General features: G+C 58.9%; 26 protein-coding genes. 14 read left to right on the top strand and 12 right to left on the bottom strand.

Annotated elements, in window-relative coordinates; genetic code table 11:
* Together ACZ500_RS02195 and ACZ500_RS02190 are read left to right on the top strand one after the other, a co-directional pair.
* Positions 1-579 (top strand): indolepyruvate oxidoreductase subunit beta, encoded by a 579-nt coding sequence (locus tag ACZ500_RS02195; protein ID WP_464230899.1) that lies wholly within the window; start codon positions 1-3, stop codon positions 577-579.
* Positions 572-1,222, top strand: a complete 651-nt coding sequence (locus ACZ500_RS02190; protein WP_464230898.1) for a nucleotidyltransferase family protein — start codon at positions 572-574, stop codon at positions 1,220-1,222. The genes ACZ500_RS02195 and ACZ500_RS02190 overlap by 8 nt, the downstream gene beginning before the upstream one ends.
* Here ACZ500_RS02190 and ACZ500_RS02185 read toward each other — a convergent pair.
* The 4 genes from ACZ500_RS02185 to ACZ500_RS02170 all read right to left on the bottom strand — a co-directional run bounded on the left by ACZ500_RS02185 (position 1,199) and on the right by ACZ500_RS02170 (position 5,693).
* Positions 1,199-2,134: a tetratricopeptide repeat protein gene (locus ACZ500_RS02185; protein ID WP_464230897.1), complete on the bottom strand. Its 936-nt coding sequence runs from the start codon at positions 2,132-2,134 to the stop codon at positions 1,199-1,201. The genes ACZ500_RS02190 and ACZ500_RS02185 overlap by 24 nt on opposite strands.
* On the bottom strand, positions 2,131-2,550 hold the full coding sequence (yidD, locus tag ACZ500_RS02180) for a membrane protein insertion efficiency factor YidD (protein ID WP_464230896.1): 420 nt from the start codon (positions 2,548-2,550) through the stop codon (positions 2,131-2,133). Before yidD ends, ACZ500_RS02185 begins: the two co-directional genes overlap by 4 nt.
* A 173-nt stretch (positions 2,551-2,723) precedes the next feature.
* Positions 2,724-3,194, bottom strand: a complete 471-nt coding sequence (locus tag ACZ500_RS02175; RefSeq protein ID WP_464230895.1) for a hypothetical protein — start codon at positions 3,192-3,194, stop codon at positions 2,724-2,726.
* Between the two features lie 237 nt (positions 3,195-3,431).
* Positions 3,432-5,693 (bottom strand): Tex family protein, encoded by a 2,262-nt coding sequence (locus tag ACZ500_RS02170; protein ID WP_464230894.1) that lies wholly within the window; start codon positions 5,691-5,693, stop codon positions 3,432-3,434.
* On the opposite strand from ACZ500_RS02170, the gene ACZ500_RS02165 reads away from it, so the two are divergent.
* The 3 genes from ACZ500_RS02165 to ACZ500_RS02155 all read left to right on the top strand — a co-directional run bounded on the left by ACZ500_RS02165 (position 5,688) and on the right by ACZ500_RS02155 (position 6,788).
* Positions 5,688-5,825, top strand: a complete 138-nt coding sequence (locus ACZ500_RS02165; RefSeq protein WP_464230893.1) for a hypothetical protein — start codon at positions 5,688-5,690, stop codon at positions 5,823-5,825. The two genes, ACZ500_RS02170 and ACZ500_RS02165, sit on opposite strands and share 6 nt — an antisense overlap.
* Positions 5,826-6,176: 351 nt before the next feature.
* On the top strand, positions 6,177-6,557 hold the full coding sequence (locus ACZ500_RS02160; protein ID WP_464230892.1) for a DVU0772 family protein: 381 nt from the start codon (positions 6,177-6,179) through the stop codon (positions 6,555-6,557).
* A 36-nt stretch (positions 6,558-6,593) separates the two neighbouring features.
* Entirely contained in the window at positions 6,594-6,788 is a 195-nt protein-coding gene (locus ACZ500_RS02155; RefSeq protein WP_464230891.1) for a ferredoxin, read from the top strand.
* Positions 6,789-6,836: 48 nt separating this feature from the next.
* Here the strand turns inward: ACZ500_RS02155 and ACZ500_RS02150 are convergent, their stop codons facing one another.
* Positions 6,837-7,280: a universal stress protein gene (locus ACZ500_RS02150; RefSeq protein WP_464230890.1), complete on the bottom strand. Its 444-nt coding sequence runs from the start codon at positions 7,278-7,280 to the stop codon at positions 6,837-6,839.
* Positions 7,281-7,822: 542 nt separating this feature from the next.
* Between ACZ500_RS02150 and trxA the strand changes: the two genes are divergently transcribed.
* The gene (trxA, locus tag ACZ500_RS02145; protein WP_464230889.1) at positions 7,823-8,155 is read left to right on the top strand and encodes a thioredoxin; all 333 of its coding nucleotides are present in this window, start codon (positions 7,823-7,825) and stop codon (positions 8,153-8,155) included.
* Between the two features lie 88 nt (positions 8,156-8,243).
* Here trxA and ACZ500_RS02140 read toward each other — a convergent pair whose 3' ends face one another.
* From ACZ500_RS02140 to ACZ500_RS02130, 3 genes are all read right to left on the bottom strand, one after another.
* On the bottom strand, positions 8,244-9,419 hold the full coding sequence (locus tag ACZ500_RS02140) for a cysteine desulfurase family protein (RefSeq protein ID WP_464230888.1): 1,176 nt from the start codon (positions 9,417-9,419) through the stop codon (positions 8,244-8,246).
* Positions 9,420-9,445: 26 nt separating this feature from the next.
* Entirely contained in the window at positions 9,446-9,958 is a 513-nt protein-coding gene (nifU, locus tag ACZ500_RS02135; protein WP_464230887.1) for a Fe-S cluster assembly scaffold protein NifU, read from the bottom strand.
* Between the two features lie 184 nt (positions 9,959-10,142).
* Positions 10,143-10,286 (bottom strand): hypothetical protein, encoded by a 144-nt coding sequence (locus tag ACZ500_RS02130; RefSeq protein ID WP_464230886.1) that lies wholly within the window; start codon positions 10,284-10,286, stop codon positions 10,143-10,145.
* Between the two features lie 135 nt (positions 10,287-10,421).
* On the opposite strand from ACZ500_RS02130, the gene ACZ500_RS02125 reads away from it, so the two are divergent.
* From ACZ500_RS02125 to ACZ500_RS02090, 8 genes are all read left to right on the top strand, one after another.
* Positions 10,422-11,192: a (Fe-S)-binding protein gene (locus ACZ500_RS02125; protein WP_464230885.1), complete on the top strand. Its 771-nt coding sequence runs from the start codon at positions 10,422-10,424 to the stop codon at positions 11,190-11,192.
* Positions 11,164-12,615: a lactate utilization protein B gene (locus ACZ500_RS02120; protein ID WP_464230884.1), complete on the top strand. Its 1,452-nt coding sequence runs from the start codon at positions 11,164-11,166 to the stop codon at positions 12,613-12,615. Before ACZ500_RS02125 ends, ACZ500_RS02120 begins: the two co-directional genes overlap by 29 nt.
* A gap of 38 nt (positions 12,616-12,653) precedes the next feature.
* Positions 12,654-13,484 carry a LutC/YkgG family protein gene (locus tag ACZ500_RS02115; protein ID WP_464230883.1) on the top strand — a complete coding sequence of 277 codons (831 nt, stop codon included), beginning with the start codon at positions 12,654-12,656 and terminating at the stop codon, positions 13,482-13,484.
* 13 nt (positions 13,485-13,497) lie between these two features.
* On the top strand, positions 13,498-13,677 hold the full coding sequence (locus ACZ500_RS02110; protein ID WP_464230882.1) for a hypothetical protein: 180 nt from the start codon (positions 13,498-13,500) through the stop codon (positions 13,675-13,677).
* A gap of 28 nt (positions 13,678-13,705) precedes the next feature.
* Positions 13,706-14,341 (top strand): methyltransferase domain-containing protein, encoded by a 636-nt coding sequence (locus tag ACZ500_RS02105; RefSeq protein ID WP_464230881.1) that lies wholly within the window; start codon positions 13,706-13,708, stop codon positions 14,339-14,341.
* Between the two features lie 283 nt (positions 14,342-14,624).
* On the top strand, positions 14,625-14,825 hold the full coding sequence (locus ACZ500_RS02100) for a cold-shock protein (protein WP_464230880.1): 201 nt from the start codon (positions 14,625-14,627) through the stop codon (positions 14,823-14,825).
* A 133-nt stretch (positions 14,826-14,958) separates the two neighbouring features.
* Complete coding sequence (locus ACZ500_RS02095) at positions 14,959-15,570, top strand: class I SAM-dependent methyltransferase (protein WP_464230879.1); 612 nt, start codon at positions 14,959-14,961, stop codon at positions 15,568-15,570.
* A 93-nt stretch (positions 15,571-15,663) separates the two neighbouring features.
* Complete coding sequence (locus ACZ500_RS02090; protein WP_464230878.1) at positions 15,664-15,894, top strand: hypothetical protein; 231 nt, start codon at positions 15,664-15,666, stop codon at positions 15,892-15,894.
* Here the strand turns inward: ACZ500_RS02090 and ACZ500_RS02085 are convergent.
* From ACZ500_RS02085 to ACZ500_RS02070, 4 genes are all read right to left on the bottom strand, one after another.
* Positions 15,881-16,717: an enoyl-CoA hydratase gene (locus tag ACZ500_RS02085; RefSeq protein WP_464230877.1), complete on the bottom strand. Its 837-nt coding sequence runs from the start codon at positions 16,715-16,717 to the stop codon at positions 15,881-15,883. The two genes, ACZ500_RS02090 and ACZ500_RS02085, sit on opposite strands and share 14 nt — an antisense overlap.
* Positions 16,718-16,906: 189 nt before the next feature.
* A complete protein-coding gene (locus tag ACZ500_RS02080; RefSeq protein WP_464230876.1) occupies positions 16,907-17,314 on the bottom strand; it encodes a 3-hydroxyacyl-CoA dehydrogenase family protein in 408 nt (135 codons plus the stop codon).
* A gap of 65 nt (positions 17,315-17,379) precedes the next feature.
* A complete protein-coding gene (locus tag ACZ500_RS02075) occupies positions 17,380-18,255 on the bottom strand; it encodes an NAD(P)H-dependent flavin oxidoreductase (RefSeq protein WP_464230875.1) in 876 nt (291 codons plus the stop codon).
* Positions 18,245-18,424, bottom strand: a complete 180-nt coding sequence (locus tag ACZ500_RS02070) for a hypothetical protein (protein WP_464230874.1) — start codon at positions 18,422-18,424, stop codon at positions 18,245-18,247. Before ACZ500_RS02070 ends, ACZ500_RS02075 begins: the two co-directional genes overlap by 11 nt.
* Positions 18,425-18,429: the final 5 nt, after the last annotated feature.

Raw genomic sequence — 18,429 nt, 5'->3', positions numbered from 1 at the left:
GTGGTGGAAACAGCAGCGCAGCCGGTCAACATCGTCCTCAGCGGCCTCGGCGGTCAGGGGATCCTCTTTATGACCAAACTGCTCGCGCAGGCGGCCCTGGGAAAAGGCTTCGAGGTGATGGGCGCCGAAACTCACGGCATGGCCCAACGGGGCGGCTCCGTCGTTTCGCACCTGAGGCTCGGTCCGGTCAGAAGCAGCCTCGTCCCTGAGGGAAAGGCCCACTTCCTCCTGGCCCTGGATGAAAGCGAAGGGTATCGCACCCTGCCCTTCCTGCGGCCCGAGGGCCGTTTCTATCTCGACGCCCCAAACGGAGACGTACGGCCCGAGGTCCAGGCCTATCTCGACCGGCTCGGAGCCGTCTGCAGGGCCTTCCCCGCCCAACGGACCGCCATGGATCTCGGCGCCCCCCTCTCCACAAACCTGGCGCTTCTCGGCTTCTTTTCCGCGTTCGAGAGCGCGCCCATCGGCCATGCCGATCTGCGGGCCACCATCGAGGCAGCCAGTCCGGAGCGGTTGAGGGGAACAAATCTCAAAGTCTTCGATGCGGGATATCTGAAAGGACTCGAGGCATATGCATGATGCGGCCGACCCGGCACACCCCGGGGCCGTAGCCGGAATTGTCCTGGCAGCCGGGGCTTCGCGACGGATGGGCACGCCCAAGCAGCTGCTGGACATCGAAGGAAGGCCGCTCCTCGCCCGGGTCCTGACGGAGGTGCTCGCCTCGGAACTCGAGCGCGTAATCCTGGTTCTGGGATATGAAGCCAACCGTGTGCGTGCGGGTCTAGACACCCTTCTTGCACACCCGAAGCTCGAGGTGGTCGAAAATCCGAGATTCCATGAAGGGATGAGCACTTCACTCATACTGGGGCTCGAAGCGGCTGAAAAACACTTCGACCACATCATGATCCTGCTCGCCGACATGCCTCACACCGACCGCCGCGTCATCAACCGTCTGATTTGCACGGTCCCGCCGTCTGGACGCCCTCTCGGCGCAGCGGCTATCGGGGGCAAGCGCACCCACCCCGTCATGGTCAGCCGGCCCCTGTTCGCCGAACTCCATGCGGTGAGCGGGGACAGGGGCGCCAAGGCCCTCTTTATGAAGCACCCGGAAAAAATCCAGACGGTGGAGGTCGACGGACCATACGATGACCGGGACCTCGACACGCCTGAAGACTACGCACGCCTGACCGGTCGGAGCCTAAAACCGCCAACTGAGGCCTAACCCCACCGCACCGCGGCCCCCCGTAAAAAGCCTCAGATCGAGGCGTTCGTCGAGCCCTTCACGGAAATCGTCCCGGACCTTGCGGTTGTATTTGTGTGCCGCATTGACGGCGCTGTAAATATTTCCGGAGTACCACCCGACTTCGAAAAAGGTCAGGATCCCCCCGAGCACATCCTGGTCGCTGTCGAAGGCCTCCACGGCAGCCCAGATAAAAAGCCCGTTCAGGAGTAACGCCACGAGTCCGTCCTTAGGACGGCCGACGTACGCGTGCCCCGCCCCCGGCAGAACCGCCGCCAGCACCCCGGCCGTGGCAGGCTCCTTCCATGCGAGCTCGGCGCCCTCGAGGCTCTCCCCTGCGAGCAGCCCGGCCTTCGCATAAAGGGGGCTCTCCGCACCCACCCGATCGAATGCGGCTGAGGCCTTCTCCCACTCGTCCTGGCGCAGATCGACCCAGCCCAGCCGGTAAAGGGCGGCGTTTTTGATCTCGAGCCCCGGATAGCGCCGGACGACCTCCTCGAAGACGGCCGCGGCCTCCTCCATCCGGCCCTCTTCGTAGTAGGACTCTCCAGTCATGAAGATAGCCCTGGCAGCAAGGGAAGGCTCGGCAGCCTCGTTCAGCAGGCGCCCAAACACAGCCCGCGCATCATCACGGCGGCCTTCGCGCAATCGGCAAAAGCCGATGAAATACAAGGCCTCCCCCGCGCGCGGATCTTCCGGGAAAAAATACCGGAAGCGCTCGAACTCCGCCGCCGCACTTGCATAATCTCCCCGGTCCAGATACTGATGGGCGAAGCCGAATTGGCTGTCGCTCCGGATCACCACCTCGGACGAGGAGGCGCTCCCCGAGGCTGCGCACCATGCCAGAAAGCAGATGAGGCCCAAGAGACCCCGGCGGATCCACCTTACCGTCATTTCGACCTGTACCACCAGAAATCGTTGTTGCGAAGCGGGTCGTTGATCAAGGTGCGGCTTCCGACCCTCACGGTGCCGGAGAGGGCTTCTTCCTCCGAGCCTTCATGAATCAGGCGGTCCACCGTCATCAGCCAGCCCATCACGAATCCGTGTTTTTCGAAGGCCTGCACACTGTACTCCGAACAGGAGGGATAACTCGGACACCGGTCGCCGTCCACCGCCGAAACGTGATCCCGAAAGAACCGGACCAGCCACGCGCCGGCATTGATATCGCCGCCCGGTTTTTCCGACACCGTTCCCCCGGCGGCCCTCTCCCGCAAAATCCCTTCAGCCCCGGCGAAGGCCACGGACGAACAAGGGAAAAGGAGGGCAAGCCCGAGGCAAACGCCCATTGACAGGTATGGACGGCCTTTCATGTCTTCCTCCATATCGCAGCCCAACAACCGCCTTTAAGTGCGTGAAAAAGCGACTTCATTGGACCTTTCCAGCCGCAAGACCAAACGCCTTTTCTCCCTGATCCTGGCAAGGAATCCGATTATCCGGTTTGGAAACTCCCTGCGACCTGCAACCCGTTCCGGACGGAGACAACCTACCCGTTCAGGGCGCTCCGGTGGGCCTCGGTCAACCTCTCCCGCAGATAGTCCAGCAGGGCCTCATCGGCTTCGGTCATGTCAAAGCAGTAACCATCCTCGCCAAGAAGGCCGCCGGGGATCAGGTCACCCTGCTCATCCGGATCCGTGATCATCTCGCCGTAGAAACAGACCGACAACCACCGATTGGCAGGGTCGTCGTCCACCACGTCCACCATGGCGAAGAGCGGCTTGTCGTAGCCTGTTTCGGCAACCGGGACGGCCCTCAACGAATAGCTGACGCCCGGCCTCGCCTTGAAGACCAGTTCGGTCGACTCCTTGACGTCGAGATGCTGCTTGAGTTTCAAAAAAGCCACCTTCATCGGATCTTCCACCCAGTCATCCACCCACTTTTGAAAGGCCTCTCGCTCCTGCGCATCCTTGAACATCACGATCCCCTTCCCGTAGCTGAAGAAGCCATTTCCATCCATCTTTCCCGGCCGTCTTCAGCATACGCTCCTTTGAAAAAATCGGCTTCGATATCTATCCTCGATCAGAAACAGATCCGTTCGCTTTTCGCGTAAAATATCGATCTGTTCGCCACTCTACATAAAGCAGTTTCTCTCACTCTTTCGCACCCGTTTTGAGAACCAGCGCTTCCCTCGCAAAAATGAAAGAAAAAATCTCTCCTCCTTTTTGGAAAATAAATCCGTCCCCTCTTCGCTTCTCTAATGCTTAGAAAATGCCTTGGCGAAGGGGTTGTTGAATTGCCCGCTCCGTGCGGCATCGCGCGAAGCCTTTGGCCCTTTGACGGAATGACCGCCCGGCCCCGGACGAGCCTCGCGGCCCGCATCACCGCCTTCTGCACGCATACTGAGCGCAATGCGCTGACGCGTCGTGTCCACATCGAGGACCCTTACCAGGACCTTCTGCTGCACCTTGACGATCTCACCCGGATCCTTTACGAAGCGGTCGGCCATCTCACTGATATGGACCAGCCCGTCCTGATGCACCCCGATATCGACGAAGGCACCGAATGCGGTGATATTCGTCACGATCCCGGGCAGACGCATCCCGGGGCGGAGATCCGCGATCGTCTGGATGCCTTCATCGAACTGGACCGCCTCGAAGCGCTCCCTCGGATCACGCCCGGGCTTGGCCAGTTCCTCGACGATGTCCCGGAGGGTCGGCAAACCGACCGTCTCATTGACATAGCGCTCAGGGCGGATCCGCCCCCGGACGTCCTCCTTCCGGATCAGGTCGACCACCGCGCAGCCGAGATCCGCCGCCATGGCCTCCACGATTCCGTAGCTCTCCGGGTGCACAGCGCTTGCGTCGAGCGGATTCAAGCCGTCCCGAACCCGCAGAAACCCAGCCGACTGCTCGAAGGCCTTGCTCCCCAGACGCGGGACATTCATCAGCTCCTGCCGCGATCGGAAAGGGCCGTTCCGGTCGCGGAAGGCCACAACATTGGCCGCCAGCTGCGGGCCAAGCCCGGAAACATACATCAGCAGCTGCCGGCTGGACGTGTTTACATCCACACCCACCGCATTGACGCAGCTCATGACGACGTCGTCCAACCCCGCCTTGAGGCCGCGCTGATCCACATCGTGCTGGTACTGCCCGACACCGATCGACTTCGGGTCGATCTTCACCAGTTCGGCCAGGGGATCCATCAGCCGCCTGCCTATGGAGGCCGCCCCGCGGACCGTCAGGTCGAGGTCCGGGAACTCCTCCCGTGCGACCTCGGAAGCGGAATAGACCGAAGCGCCGCTCTCGTTCACCATCACGACCTGAACGGATCCGGGCAGGTTCAAATCCCTCAGAAACGTCTCCGTTTCCCTCCCTCCGGTCCCGTTCCCCACCGCAATCGCCTGGATGGCAAAACGATCGCAGAGCGCCCGGACCCGCTCCCCGGCTTCCGCGCGGGCCCTCTCCGACAGAAGAGGATAGATGGTCTCGTTGTGCTCGAGCCGTCCCTGGGCATTCAGACAGACCACCTTGCAGCCCGTCCGGAATCCCGGATCTAGGCCCATCACACGCTTTTCCCCGAGCGGGGGTGCCAGCAGGAGCTGCCTCAGATTCTCGGCGAAGATCCGGATCGCCTCCTCATCCGCCCGCTTCTTGGTCTGCAGGCGGATCTCCGTTTCGAGGCCATGGGAAAGCAGTCGTCTGTACCCATCCTGCACAGCCTGCAGGACCTGCTCGGACATGGACGAAGCGCCTTTGACAAAGACCGCCTCCAGAATCTCCAGCGCAGCCTCCTCCGGCGGGGCAATCCGCAGACTGAGGACCCCCTCCTTTTCCCCACGGCGCATCGCAAGAATGCGGTGGGAAGGCGCGGAGGAGACCGGCTCTTCCCAATCGAAATAATCGCGGTACTTCGCCGCCTCCTCCTCCTTGCCGGTCACGACCCTGCACTGAAAGGCCCCCTTCTGCTCGAAGAGCGACCGCAGGCGCGCCCGCGCTTCCTGATGCTCGTTGACCCACTCGGCGATAATGTCGCGCGCGCCCTGCAACGCCTCCGCCACACTTTCTACACCTTTGCCCGGATCGATGAAAGCCTCGGCCGCCGCTTCGGAATCCCCCCCGCCCTGCTCGAATATCACGGCCGCCAAGGGTTCCAGGCCCTTCTCTTTGGCCATGGTCCCGCGTGTCCGGCGTTTGGGACGGTAAGGTAAATAAATGTCTTCCAGCACAGTGAGGGATTCGGCCTGCATAATACGCAGGGTGAGATCGGGGGTCAGTTTTCCCTGTTCGGTAATCGTGTTCAGAATCGACTCACGGCGCTTGTCCAGCTCTTCCATCTGCTGTAGACGATCACGAATCCGGGCCACCGCCACCTCATCCAGGGAACCCGTCCGTTCCTTGCGATAGCGGGCAATAAAAGGGATGGTCGCGTCCTCGGCAAGAAGCGCAGCGGTTCCTTCGACCTGCCACGGCTCCACGCCCATTTCTTCGGTCAATATCGCGAGGTGCTTCTCATGCATAACCGCCAAAAACCTCCACGGCTGGATCTAATAGAAAGTCAGGTGCGCTCTGGCACCGGAATTGGCCAAAAATCCTCATTTCCGGATTGGAAACTGGGTTGTACCGGGAAATCATTTCCGGATGGAAACTAAATAACATCGTCGGCTATACCAAAGTCAACGGAAAAATCCCCCCAACTCGGTCATCCGGCGGTTTAGCGCCATAGAGAAAACGTGCCGGCCCAACCGGTTGAAAATCGATGATTCACTCTGCCGACCGCGCTTGCCCGGTCTACCGGTCGACAACCGCAGGCGCCAAAACCGCATCGGGCCGAGGCTTTAATCGCGGACCCCCGCGGGTACGTTTCGCGCGTGCGTTGAGAAAGTTCCTATGGGGGATTGTATTTTCAGGAATAGTTACTAATTTTAAAAACAATATGCTTTCGCCGAAAACAAAGATGCCAGGCTGACAACCTGCACCGGATGGGCGGGGAGGAACAAACCATGCTGGGACTCGAAGACATCAGAAAACGGAATGACCTCATTGGAGTCATCGATTGGGACATGACACCGGAGGAGGCGGTCACCCTCTATCTGGAGTGGGGAAACAACTGGACACACGGAAAGAACCTCATCCGTTCGAAAAACGATGTCTCCCGGTATTTCGTCGTCAATACGTGGGAGGAGCCGGCAAGGATCTACCTGATCGAAAGAAACTCGGAGGCGGCCGTGGAGTTGGCCAGGATAGACATGCCCGAGGCGCTTCGGAAAGGTTTCCTCTCCCGCATAGCCCGGCGGAAAGGGGTCTACGCCATCGATGACGAGGTTCGCGCCTGGCTGGAAGAGAAGCTTTACGGACATCAACCGAAAAGCTACGCCAACTGATTGTGAATGATGGACCAACTGAAAAAGGGGATGCCGATGAGAGTCGAGATCGATCCCGACCTGTGTATGGGAGACCGGAACTGCAACAAGGTCTGCCCGCATGTCTTCGCTTACGATGAGGACAAGATGCTTTCCATCGTGAAGGTGGAGGTCGTACCCGCTCAATTCGAGGAGGCCGTGAAGCGCGCGGCGCGGGAATGTGCGCCCGGCGCGATCGTCGTCATCGAATGAATCGATCAGGCGCCCCCCGAACGTAGGGAGGCGCCTGATGCAGCATTGTCAGTCTTTGATCGGCACCGTCACGACGGAGACAGGGGAATTCTTGAGTACTTTGTCCGCCACGCTGCCGAAGAAAAAGCGCCCCTTGCGGCCGCGCGTCGCCATGACCACCATATCGACTTTTTCCTTGCCGATCATCTTCAGGATCTCGTCTGCGGGATCACCCAAGGCGATGTGTTTGACATAAAGCCGACACCCTTTCAAATAGGTGTCGCAGATCTCATCCAACCTCTTTTCAGCTGTTTTCCGTTCCCAGTCATGAATCTTCTCGATATGTGAACGATCGAACTCCCCATACCAAGGCTCGTGCAGTCCCAGCTCCGGAATCACATAGAGCACATGCACCTCGGTCTGGTATTTTTCCGACAGCGACGTCACATAAGGGAGTGCCTTGGCGGCATTTTCGGAGAAGTCTGTGGGCCAGAGGATCTTCTTGACTTCCATACTCGACCTCCTTGAAAAAGAATTTTCCCCTATTTCCGGATTGAAAACCGGGTCGTGTTGAATCATCAAATCCGGATGGACTTTAGCCTCATTTCCATTGGGAAATCACCATCCCGTGCGAGCGGGTATCCAATCTGGAGGTACCGCTTTTTCTTCACCGGCTGCACCTGACCGATCCCGAGCTTCACGCAGGCACCCCGGGTTGCCCAAGTCCAAACCATCCTGCAGATCGAAAGCCGAGATCGGCTGAAAAACCCATCCCTACGGTTAAGCCGAGTTGACGAAGACTGTATATTGTCATCCAATCCCAGTGATTGTAAAGAATTTAATCGCCTTACGGGATCTGAGAGGCCGCCCTTGCGGGACGCGACCCGTGACGGTCGCCCGTCTTTTCTATTTGCGGAAAGAAGGGTCTGCCTAGTAGTATATCGAGAAAAAGCGAACGGCCCAGCGTATCTCCCGGTGTTCTCCAAAGCATCGGACATCTCCCGTTCTTGCAGAACCGAAACATTACACCAGAAGCAGGATCGAACCGGAAGAACATGACGAAAACACCCACCCTTGTTTTGACCGATGCAGAGTTCACGGAAACCGTCTTGGAGTCCAAGGGGATTTGTCTCGTGGATTTCTGGTCACCGCGCTGCGGGCCCTGTCATTCCATGGCCCCTGCCCTCGAAGCGTTTGCCGCCGCCAACGTAGCGAAATTGCGGGTCTACAAGCTCGACGTCGATGACAATCCGAAGACCAGTGAAAAATACGAGATCAAGAGCACCCCGACGCTCATCTTTTTCAAGCACGGTGAACCGGTCGACGTCACCAGGGGGACCTTGTCGGAATCTTCCCTGCAATCCAAACTGGAAAGCCTGCTGCCATAGGCGCCGTCTACCCGCCATTGCTTCGCACTGCCCCATGCGGCCCATTCCGGCAGACCTCGATGGGGCGGGACGATTCCCTGTCAAGGCATCACGCCGGCTTGCTCTTCGTGTAGAGCGGCGAGATTTCACGCAAGGTCTTTACAGCGCCGCTCAACGCTTTCAAGAAGCGAACGACGTCTTCCTCCGTATTCTCGAGTCCGAAGGTGATGACCATCGTCCCTTGGGCATCCGCGAATTCCCGCCCGATGGAGAGCAGCACGTGGGAGGCCTGAAGGGCCCCCGCGGCGCACGCCGAACGGGTCGAGACCGCGACGCCCTCCTCATCGAGCATCAGCACCACGCTCTCCCCTTCGATATACTTCAGAGAGATGGACAGGAGGTTCGGCAGACAGAACTCCGGATGACCGTTGAGAATGTACTCATCGACATGGTTCGGCAGTTCCCTGAGGAGAAAATCCTTCAGCCGCCCCGTGTGCTCCATGCGCTTGGGCATGTCCCGAAGGGCCAGTTCAGCGGCCACCCCCATCCCGACGATACCGATGAGGTTTTCCGTCCCCGCACGCTTGCTGTTCTCCTGAACACCGCCGTCCAGCAGCGGCCAGATGGTCGTGCCGCGGCGGATATACAGCCCCCCGACACCGGCCGGACCGTAGAAGGTGTTGGAGGCGAAGCTCAGCAGATCCACCCCCAGGTCCTGGACGTCCACGGGGATCACCCCGACAGAGTCGACCGCATCGCTATGAAACGTGATCTTGCGCTCCCTGGTGATGGCGGCGATTTCCCGTATCGGTTGAAGGGTGCCAATCTCATTGTTGCTGTGCATGATGCTTACGAGGATGGTATCGTCTCTAAGGGCCTTGGCCACATCATCCGGGTTGACCCGGCCCTCGGCATCGACAGAGACGGATGTAACCTGGTAATCCATCATCTTGAGGCGGCGAAGACTTCGGAGAACAGCGTTATGTTCGATGTTGGAGGTCACGATGTGTTTGCCTTTGTCGGCCTTGGCGAACGCCACCCCCTTGATGGCGTGATTGATGGATTCCGTCCCGCTGGAGGTGAAAACCACCTCCTTTTCCGAAGGGCAGTTCATCAGCCTTGCGACACGCCCGCGCGCCTTATCGAGCGCTTCGGCGGCGCTATCCCCCAGGCGGTGCTGGCTCGAAGGGTTTCCGAAGGTCTCCCGCATCGTGCCGATCATGGCCTCCTGCACCTCGGGCAGGAGCTGATTGGCCGAGAGGTGATCCAGGTTGATGATCTTCATGGGGTACCCTCCCTTTCCTTCAGGATTCAATGCTGGACAGACAGATCCGTCTGACAGGCTTTACAGAAGGTCACCCCCTCGGGGACCTCGGCATCACAATAAGGGCAGTAGCAGTGGTCGCCATGGGTGTGGACGTGTTTCTCGCTCCGCTTCGGCTCAGCCGGTTCCTTCCCTGCCTTCCTGTCTTCATAATCCTTGATGGCCTGGTGAAGCGCATCCGCCCCGAGGTTGGAGCAATGAAGCTTGTTTTTCGGCAGGCCTTCGAGCGCAGCGGCCACATCTTTGTTCGAGATCTTCTTGGCCTCTTCGATGCTTTTTCCCTTGGTCATCTCCGTCAGCATACTGGATACAGCGATAGCCGCGCCGCACCCGAAGGTCTGGAACTTGATATCCTCTATCCGATCGTCCTTGATTTTCAGATAGATGCTCATCATGTCGCCGCAAAGGGGATTGCCCACTTCTCCAAAGCCGTCCGGGTTTTCGATTACGCCCACGTTCCGAGGACTTTTGAAATGATCCATCACCGTTTTTGAATACATGGCCAAATCCTCCAAAAAAGGTTTATTTTAAAATACTAATCACCACAAGGAATAAGTAAAGAAGATCCTCTCAATCATGGCAGCGAAGAACTTGAAGAAACGTTCTCTTTTCGGATTGGAAACCGGGTCCCCGCTCGAAAAACTTTTCCGGATGGAAACACACTGGTTTCCATCCGGAAATGCTTTATCCAGCATGACCCGGTTTCCAATCCGGAAATGAGGACTTTTGGCCAATATCAAGGAAATCAAGCGTTTGTGCGGAGGCGACCTGCAGGTCGCCGCACAAGCAAACGTGCAGATTGACGCCGAGATTGGTCAAAAAGACCATTTCCGGATGGAAACACACTATGATTTGACGTTGTAATCCACGGACCATCTGTTATAGTTTTTCCGGTGTGGATCGGCGGAGCTTTGCCTGTGCCCGATCCCGGTCGATATCGAAACCTTCCGAAGGCACTTTGAAATGGCGTCTCCATCCACGGTTCTGCTGTTCGTCCCATGTCTGGTGGACGGGATCTCCCCGGAAACGGGGCTGTCTGTCCTCCATGTCCTCGAGCGGTTGGGATTGAGGGTGATCTGCCCCGAACGTCAGACCTGCTGCGGCCAGCCAGCCTTCAACGCGGGATACCGTCAGGAGGCCCGGGGCTTGGCCAAACGCTTCCTCGAGATCTTCGAAGGGGACCTGCCCATCGTCAGTCCGTCCGGCTCCTGCGTTCACATGGTGCGCCATCACTACCTGGAGTTCTTTGGAGAAGACCGCCGCTGGGCATTGCGCGCACGAAAGGCGGCGGACCGCACGTATGAGTTCACCGAGTTTCTGGTGGACATCCTGCACGTCGAGGATGTCGGCGCCGCCTTTAACGGCAGGATCACCTACCACGACTCGTGCCAACTGGCGCGCGGGCTCGGGATCCGCGAACAGCCGCGCCGCCTGCTGCGCCATGTCCGAGGCGCGGACTTTGTCGAAATGCAGGATTCCGACCGCTGCTGCGGGTTCGGCGGCGCCTTTTCCTTCAAGTACCCCGAGATTTCGACCGCCCTCGTTCAGGAAAAGGTCGATCATATCCTGGCAAGCGGCGCCGACGCGGTGGTCGGCTGCGACAGCGGCTGTCTCATGAACATCCAGGGGCGGCTGAGCCGTATGGGCTCGCGCGTCAAGGCAATCCACATCGCCCGCATCCTGGACTCTTCCGAGGAGCACACCTGTGCGCCATCCAACCCCAGAAGACTATAAGCACGCCGCGCACCGCGGCCTGTCTAACCCCGTGCTGCAGGCGGCCATGGCCGACATCCAGAACCGGCTCGGACCGGCGACGGCCCTGGCCTATCAGGCCCTGCCCGAAGGCCCCGGCCTGAGGGACACTGCCCACGACATCCGTATGGCGGCGATCGAAAACCTGGACGTTCTGCTTGCCGCATTTGCGCGTCGGGTTAGAGAACATGGCGGTCAGGTCCTCTACGCCCCGGACGGGGATGCGGCAGTCGCACACGTCCTCGAGATCGCGCAGCGCCACACCGTCCGGAGGATCGTCAAGGGCAAGTCCATGCTAAGCGAGGAGATCGGCCTCAACCCCGCACTTGCTGAAGCCGGCCTCGAGGTCATGGAAACCGATCTGGGCGAGTACATCGTTCAACTGGCCGGCGATAGGCCCTCCCATATCCTGGGTCCGGCCATGCACATGACCCGTCGGGAGATCGGGGCCCTTTTCGCCAAACACCTCGACATCCCCTATTCCGAGGACCCACCGACGCTGACCCTAGCTGCACGCCGCGCCCTGCGCGACAAATTCTTCAACGCCGACATGGGCATCTCCGGGTGCAACCTCGCCTGCGCCGAAACCGGACACATCACCATCCTGTCGAACGAGGGGAACGTTCGCATGGCCACCACCCTCCCGAAGGTCCACGTAGCCCTCATGGGGATGGAGCGCATCGCGGCGCGCCTCGAAGATCACGACATCCTCCTCCGCCTGCTTTCGACCGGAGCCACATCCCAGAAGATGGCCACCTACGTGAGCTATGTGGGCGGCCCCAGATCCCCCGATTTCGAGGACGGCCCCGAACACTTCTATGTCGTGATCGTCGACAACGGCCGGAGCCGGATCCTCGCCGACCCGGTCTTCCGGGAGATCCTCTGCTGCATCCGGTGCAGCGCCTGCCTGAACGTATGCCCCGTCTACCGGAAGATCGGCGGACATGCCTACGGGTCGATCTACTCCGGCCCCATCGGCGCGGTCATCACCCCGCTGCTCTGGGGGATCGAGCGGGGCAAACACCTCTGTCAGGGCGAGACCCTCTGCAGCGCATGCGAAGACGCCTGCCCGGTCCACATCCGCATCCCGAAGCTTCTCCTCGAACTCCGCGCGCGCCTGGCGGAAGGCGACCCCGGATGGGAAACCCGTCCAGGCCCCGTGGCAGAGAGGCTGGTCTACAAGGCATGGGCCCGTCTGGCCGGTAATCATCACCTCTATGGTGCTTTTATCCGCGCCGCCGCCTTGATGCAGCGTTTTCTCCCGCGGCGAAACGGTATGATCGGCAGGCTTCCGGCCCCCTTCGGCGGCTGGACCCTTTCCCGCGACATGCCGCCGCTGGCCCAAAAACGGTTTCTTGCTCATCACCCGCTGCGCAGACCTCAGGATGATCGAGAACCTCGCTGAAAGATATCGATGGCCCCTATGAAGGATCAGGAATGATCATGAACGACCCGGAGAGCGCCTTTCTCGGCCGAGTGCGCAAGGCCCTGGGCAAACACACCCCGATGGGACCCATGACTCCGGAGCCGGAAGACACTGCGCCGGAAAAGGCCCGCATCACCCTGGACCGGATCGCCAACCGGGAAAAGAAGGATCAGCGGGAGCTTCTCGAAAGGCTCGTGGAGGAAGGCCGGTCCATCAACCTGCAGGTGCATCCAGTCAGAGGGTTTGGGGAAGCAGCCGAGACCATACGCGAGATCGCCGTCGAAAACAGACCTCGCCCTACCTCCGGCCGGGGGATCCTCTGTTGGCGCCACCCCTTGATCGACCGGCTCGACCTGATGAAAGCGTTCGCTGACCAAGATATCCCGTTCTTTCCCGCCGACCTCCGGGACCCGGCCCTTGCCGATCTACCCGAAGACGAACGACGCGACCGCATCCGAGGAGTGCTCGATCAGGCCTTCATGGGCATTACCTCCGCCGACTTCTGTGTCGCTTACAGCGCCACGCTCGTCCTTCGAAGCCGCGCCGGGCAACCCCGGGCCGTCTCCCTCGCACCCGACGTGCATGTAGCGATCATCGAACTGGGCCAGATCCTGGCCGATTTCGACGAACTCTACACCATCCTCGAATGGCACCCCGAAATCCGGCGCGAGGGCTTGGGACCGAACCTCACCTTTATCACAGGCCCCAGCAAGACCGCCGACATCGAACTCCACATCGTCTATGGCGTCCACGGCCCGCGGAAGGTCCACCTCCTGGTGCTGACCGAAACCGACCCGCCACGAAACCTGACGGAAACCTCAGAGCCACCGGTACGAGATGCAACCTAGTTTCCATCCGGAAATGGTCTTTTTGGCCAATCTCGGCGTCAATCTGCACGTTTGCTTGTGCGGCGACCTACAGGTCGCCTCCGCGCAAACGCTTGATTTCCTTGATATTGGCCAAACCGGGACCCGCCGCGTAGCGGCGGGACTGAGCGGCGAAGCGGTGAAGAAAAATCCTCATTTCCGGATCGGAAACTGAGTTCTACGGCGAAATCATTTCCGGATGGATGCAACCCAAACACCCCAAAGAGAGAAAACCTCTGGATCCTGACCTGATCGAACGTCTGAACCGCCTGTGGACGCCCATCTACCCCAGCATGGCGGACTGGATAGCACCCTGGTGCCGCAACACCTCCGGGCAACTGCTCGAGTTGGGGCCCTTCTCAGGCGGGATCAGCGCGGCCCTGAAAAATCATCACCCGGAGATGAAACCGGTCTGTCTCCTCAGGGAAGGCTATCTGCTCCCGCTCATTCGACAAGGTTTTCCGAGCAGCGGCGCATGGGTGATCGGAGACCTGGCGCGCCTTCCATTTCAGGCGGTCTTCGATCTGGTCATTTTCCGTGGGGCCTTCTTTTTCCTGACCCCTGCGATCCTGACCTCACTATTCGGGGTGCTCCGCCCTGGAGGTCATGCACTGATAGGAGGCGGTTTCGGCCCCTTGACCCCAAGGGAAAAAATCGATCCGATCGCAAAGGAGTCGAAGGATCTCAATGATCGGTTGGGCAAAAAGTGGATCTCCAGGAACGAACTGCAAGGCATGCTCGACAACGCCGCGATTCCGGCCGATGCCGCCGCGATCCTGGAATCGGGCGGGCTGTGGCTTCTGCTTCATCGCGGTTTGTTGAAAGCCACACCTGAATGAAGGACCTTCACATGACGATGGGAATTGATCCATTCGGCCCGCAGGACCAGGAATGCGATCAGAAGACATACAATACCCCGTCACGCTCGATCGAGAGGAAAAACCACTGAGATCAAAAATAAAAACAACTTTTATAAAATAACTCTTGCTTCTCTTAAAAAAACGCTTATAATGTTAAACAAGATCAAGATTTCGAAGTTCTTTTCAGGAAAAAATCCATTTTTCATGAGTGGCGCCTGAAGTTAGGAACTGCGAGAAATTTTCGCGAAAGGAGGTTGTCACCATGGCGAATGGAACGGTTAAGTGGTTCAACGACAGTAAAGGCTTTGGCTTTATCGAGCAGGAAAACGGTCCTGATGTTTTCGTGCACCATTCAGGGATTGCAGGTAGCGGATTCAAGTCCCTGCGGGAAGGTGCGCGCGTATCGTTTGACATCGAAGAAGGCAAAAAAGGCCCGGCTGCTGTCAATGTAGTCGAGCGCTGATTTATTCTGCACCACGAAAGACGCTTTCCTTATACAAGGAAAGCGTCTTTTTTTGATCTTTGAAACGCCAGGGAATCCTTCAAAACTTGTCCTGGATCTTCATCGACCCGGCCCCTGAGGGGTAATCGAACGTATGAAAAAAGAAGGAAAACTGGAGATTCATTCCCATGACCTGAAGATTCTCAAACCCGTGCATCGGGCCATCCGGAGAATCAAACGTGACCATTCTCCCAGCGTGCACGGGTTTCGCATTTGGAAATCGAGTTGGATGCTGGTCGACTTCATCGCGCACCAGCATTTCCAGAACGGCCTGAATGTACTGGATGTCGGGTGCGGATGGGGATTGGCCGGGATCTATTGCGCCAAAAATATCGCCGCCAAGGTCACGTGTATGGATATCGACGCGGAGGTGTTCCCGTTTTTGCAGCTTCAAGCGCAGGCAAACGATGTCGACATCAGGACCATCCACCGCGGGATAGCGGATCTCACCCAATCCGATCTGCAAGACTTCGACATCGTCATGGGGGCGGATATCTGCTTCTGGGATGAGTTGGTGTCCCCATGGTACAAGCTGATACACTCCGCCAACCGGTCCGAAAGGACCACCGTCATCCTCGCCGACCCGGGAAGAACACCCTTCGACAGGCTCGAACGCCGCTGCATGGCGGATTACAACCAGGAAGCGGTCTCCTGGGAAATCTCCGATCCCTTCTCCTACAAAGGCCGTATCCTGAAAATCGACTGATATCCATGCCGGAAAAACGCTCTCATTCCGACAAGAGGCGCCGAACGGCAGCGGGGCGCCAGACCGCATTCTTGAGCTGGTTTTCGTCCGGAAATGGTCTTTTTGACCAACCTCGGCGTCAATCTGCACGTTTGTTTGTGCGGCGACCTACAGGTCGCCTCCGCGCAAACGTTCGATTTCCTTGATATTGGCAAACCGAGACCCGCCGCGAAACGGTGGGACCGAGCACGCGAAGCGTGTGAAGAAAAACGCCTCATTTCCGGATTGGAAACTGGTTTGTACCGGGAAATCATTTCCGGATGGATACGAGTTATCTTCCGGTGAAATTCGGCGCCCGCTTTTCAAGAAAATGGGCAACTCCTTCCTTGGCATCCTCCGACCGGAAGCTCAACAGCATCTCGGCATCCGCCTCCTGCCAGGCCTCAGCCAGGGTCTGAAACTGGGCACGGTAAACCTGTCTTTTCATGATGCCCAGCGACCGGGGGGAGACCTCCGTCGCAAGAATGGAGGCGTACTCCATTACGCGCGACATGAACTCGTTCTGGGGAAACACCCTGTTCACCAGGCCCATGCTCAAAGCCTCCCCGGCATCGATCATCCTCGAAGAGAAGAGCAGATCCAGGGCGTTCGCCAGGCCTGCAATTCCGGGCAGGATCCAGCTGATGCCGTGCTCGGCGATCAGGCCGCGGCGGGAGAAGGCAGTCGAAAACTTCGCGTTGTCCGATGCGAAGCGGATATCGCAGAAAAGGCCGACGACAAGGCCCAAACCCACAGCCGGTCCGTTGACGGCCGCGATGACCGGCTTTTCCACGCCGAGAAAATAAGAAAACCGCTTGCGGAAATCCTCCCGCTTGCCGGAGGCGTTTTCGGGGTCCAACTCTTCATCCGTTTTGGTTCGCATAAGAATAGACACTTGTTTCTCTGCCGTATCCCGATTGTCTTTTTTCAACACGTCGTGCAAAGTATCTTTCACATGTTCCAATTCATCCAGATCGGCACCGGAACAAAAGGCATTGCCGGCGCCCGTCAGCACGATCACCCTGATATCCCTGTCGCCTTCTGCCATGAGCATGGCATCCCTGAGTTCGTTGGCCATCACCCACGTCCACGCATTGCGCTTTTCAGGGCGGTTCAACGTGATGGTCAAGATATTTTTTTCAACGTTACAGATTATTTGTCGATATGGCATATCCTATCGCTCCGCTTTAACTGAGATAATCCGGACGGATACTGGATAAGCTGCATGGTTCGACCACCTCGTCCGGTCTGTTTTCACCTTTCGGCAGGAAACGCGTTTCGGTTGCCAACTCTGTCCGGCCTGAAAACAAATGCGCTGTTATTCGTACCGGTACCAGCCCCTGCCGCATTTTCTCCCGACATGGCCGGCGTACACGCGCTGTTTGAGGGCGTCTCCAAAGCGGAACCGGTCGCCGTGGGCCTCCTTCAACAGATTCCCGATGTCGAGCGCCATGCCGAGATCGGCCATGTCCATCAGGGCGAAAGGTCCCAGAGGATGCCCCAGCCCCAACCTGCAGGCGGCGTCGATATCCTCACAGGCGGCGACCCCCTCGTCGAGCAGTCTGACAGCTTCCCCGAACATGGCGAACAGCATCCGGTTCACGACAAAGCCCGCCGTGTCCTTGATCCGAACCGGTGTCTTGCCGATCCGGCGGCAGGCCTCCAGCACGAAATCGATGGTGGCGCCGGCCGTCTCCAACCCCGGGATCACTTCTACCAGCTTCATGGTGAAAGCGGGAGCAAATTGCGATCTCGGCAGCCATCTGCCCGGCGCCCAATACTCCGACCTTTTCAAATTGACGCATTCTCTCCGCCTTTCGGTGAGGTCATGCCGGCAAGTTCGGCAATGATTCGCTGTGACTCTTCGATCATATCCCCTATGAACTCCGCAACGGTCGGTATCCCATCTATGACCGTCGAGGCCAGCGAATGCTTGATGCCATGCCCCATCTGGTAGACCTTGCGGCGGTAATCCGCATCCAGGACACCCTGTTGAACGATGGCCTTCTTCAGAGCATCGGAGGCTTGAAACTCCTGCGTCGCCATCATGGCCGTCCCGAGGTAGACGCCCGCAGCGCCCATGGCAAGCGCGGCGACAAAACCGCGGGCGTCGCCGATGCCACCGGCCGCGATCAGGGGCGTATCGATCAGCTTTCGGGTGGCCGTGATATTGATCAAGGTGGAGTTCTGGAGCGGGCTCTTGAAGCCGGTCCCCTCGAGACCGACCAGCACAACGGCGTCCGCCCCCTTCCGGGCGGTCGAAACAGCGTGCTCGATGGCGGCACACTTGTGGATCCAGATGCACCCCTCGGCCTGGCACCGCCGGCCGATCGCCGACCCGTCGTAGGCCGAGGTGAACACGATGCGCACCCCCTCCTCGAGGGCGATCCTAACATACTCCTCATGGTAGTCCTCCAGGATGCCGCGATCCTTGAAGAGGGAAAAATTGACCCCGAACGGCTTGTCCGTCCGGGATTTGGCATCCCGGAGATCCTGCTGGAATTCGTCCGGGTCCCTGTAGGAAATCGAGGTCATGATCCCCAGGCCGCCGGCCTCCGAAACCGGAACCGCGATCCGGGAGGTGCCCATCCCCTTCGGCCCGAAAGCCCCCTGGATGATGGGATAGCGGATGCCGAGCATCCGGGTCAGGGCCGTGTCAAATTCCATTCTCTACACACCTCAGAAGCGCCCTTTTCACCAGGGCTTTGGCGATCTCGATCTTGTAGGCGTTCCGGCTCAGAGGCACAGCACCCTCCAGGCCTTCGATGGTTTCGATACGGCGGCCGTGGCATTCGACCGTGAGGGTCGTACAGAAGAGCACGGGTTTTCCATCCATCAATA

It is taken from the genome of Desulfatiglans parachlorophenolica (assembly GCF_055394735.1).
The sequence above is the reverse complement of the archived record's forward strand: the minus strand, read 5'-3'. Positions and strand labels throughout refer to the sequence as shown.

Bases quoted from the DNA above. Each gene is read 5' to 3' on its own strand.
- ACZ500_RS02190 (WP_464230898.1), top strand. From the start codon at position 572: ATGCATGATGCGGCCGACCCGGCACACCCCGGGGCCGTAGCCGGAATT.
- ACZ500_RS02185 (WP_464230897.1), bottom strand. From the start codon at position 2,134: ATGACGGTAAGGTGGATCCGCCGGGGTCTCTTGGGCCTCATCTGCTTT.
- yidD (WP_464230896.1), bottom strand. From the start codon at position 2,550: ATGAAAGGCCGTCCATACCTGTCAATGGGCGTTTGCCTCGGGCTTGCC.
- ACZ500_RS02175 (WP_464230895.1), bottom strand. From the start codon at position 3,194: ATGGATGGAAATGGCTTCTTCAGCTACGGGAAGGGGATCGTGATGTTC.
- ACZ500_RS02165 (WP_464230893.1), top strand. From the start codon at position 5,688: ATGCATAACCGCCAAAAACCTCCACGGCTGGATCTAATAGAAAGTCAG.
- ACZ500_RS02170 (WP_464230894.1), bottom strand. From the start codon at position 5,693: ATGCATGAGAAGCACCTCGCGATATTGACCGAAGAAATGGGCGTGGAG.
- ACZ500_RS02160 (WP_464230892.1), top strand. From the start codon at position 6,177: ATGCTGGGACTCGAAGACATCAGAAAACGGAATGACCTCATTGGAGTC.
- ACZ500_RS02155 (WP_464230891.1), top strand. From the start codon at position 6,594: ATGAGAGTCGAGATCGATCCCGACCTGTGTATGGGAGACCGGAACTGC.
- ACZ500_RS02150 (WP_464230890.1), bottom strand. From the start codon at position 7,280: ATGGAAGTCAAGAAGATCCTCTGGCCCACAGACTTCTCCGAAAATGCC.
- trxA (WP_464230889.1), top strand. From the start codon at position 7,823: ATGACGAAAACACCCACCCTTGTTTTGACCGATGCAGAGTTCACGGAA.
- ACZ500_RS02140 (WP_464230888.1), bottom strand. From the start codon at position 9,419: ATGAAGATCATCAACCTGGATCACCTCTCGGCCAATCAGCTCCTGCCC.
- nifU (WP_464230887.1), bottom strand. From the start codon at position 9,958: ATGTATTCAAAAACGGTGATGGATCATTTCAAAAGTCCTCGGAACGTG.
- ACZ500_RS02130 (WP_464230886.1), bottom strand. From the start codon at position 10,286: ATGGTCTTTTTGACCAATCTCGGCGTCAATCTGCACGTTTGCTTGTGC.
- ACZ500_RS02125 (WP_464230885.1), top strand. From the start codon at position 10,422: ATGGCGTCTCCATCCACGGTTCTGCTGTTCGTCCCATGTCTGGTGGAC.
- ACZ500_RS02115 (WP_464230883.1), top strand. From the start codon at position 12,654: ATGAACGACCCGGAGAGCGCCTTTCTCGGCCGAGTGCGCAAGGCCCTG.
- ACZ500_RS02110 (WP_464230882.1), top strand. From the start codon at position 13,498: ATGGTCTTTTTGGCCAATCTCGGCGTCAATCTGCACGTTTGCTTGTGC.
- ACZ500_RS02105 (WP_464230881.1), top strand. From the start codon at position 13,706: ATGCAACCCAAACACCCCAAAGAGAGAAAACCTCTGGATCCTGACCTG.
- ACZ500_RS02100 (WP_464230880.1), top strand. From the start codon at position 14,625: ATGGCGAATGGAACGGTTAAGTGGTTCAACGACAGTAAAGGCTTTGGC.
- ACZ500_RS02095 (WP_464230879.1), top strand. From the start codon at position 14,959: ATGAAAAAAGAAGGAAAACTGGAGATTCATTCCCATGACCTGAAGATT.
- ACZ500_RS02090 (WP_464230878.1), top strand. From the start codon at position 15,664: ATGGTCTTTTTGACCAACCTCGGCGTCAATCTGCACGTTTGTTTGTGC.
- ACZ500_RS02080 (WP_464230876.1), bottom strand. From the start codon at position 17,314: ATGAAGCTGGTAGAAGTGATCCCGGGGTTGGAGACGGCCGGCGCCACC.
- ACZ500_RS02075 (WP_464230875.1), bottom strand. From the start codon at position 18,255: ATGGAATTTGACACGGCCCTGACCCGGATGCTCGGCATCCGCTATCCC.
- ACZ500_RS02070 (WP_464230874.1), bottom strand. From the start codon at position 18,424: ATGGATGGAAAACCCGTGCTCTTCTGTACGACCCTCACGGTCGAATGC.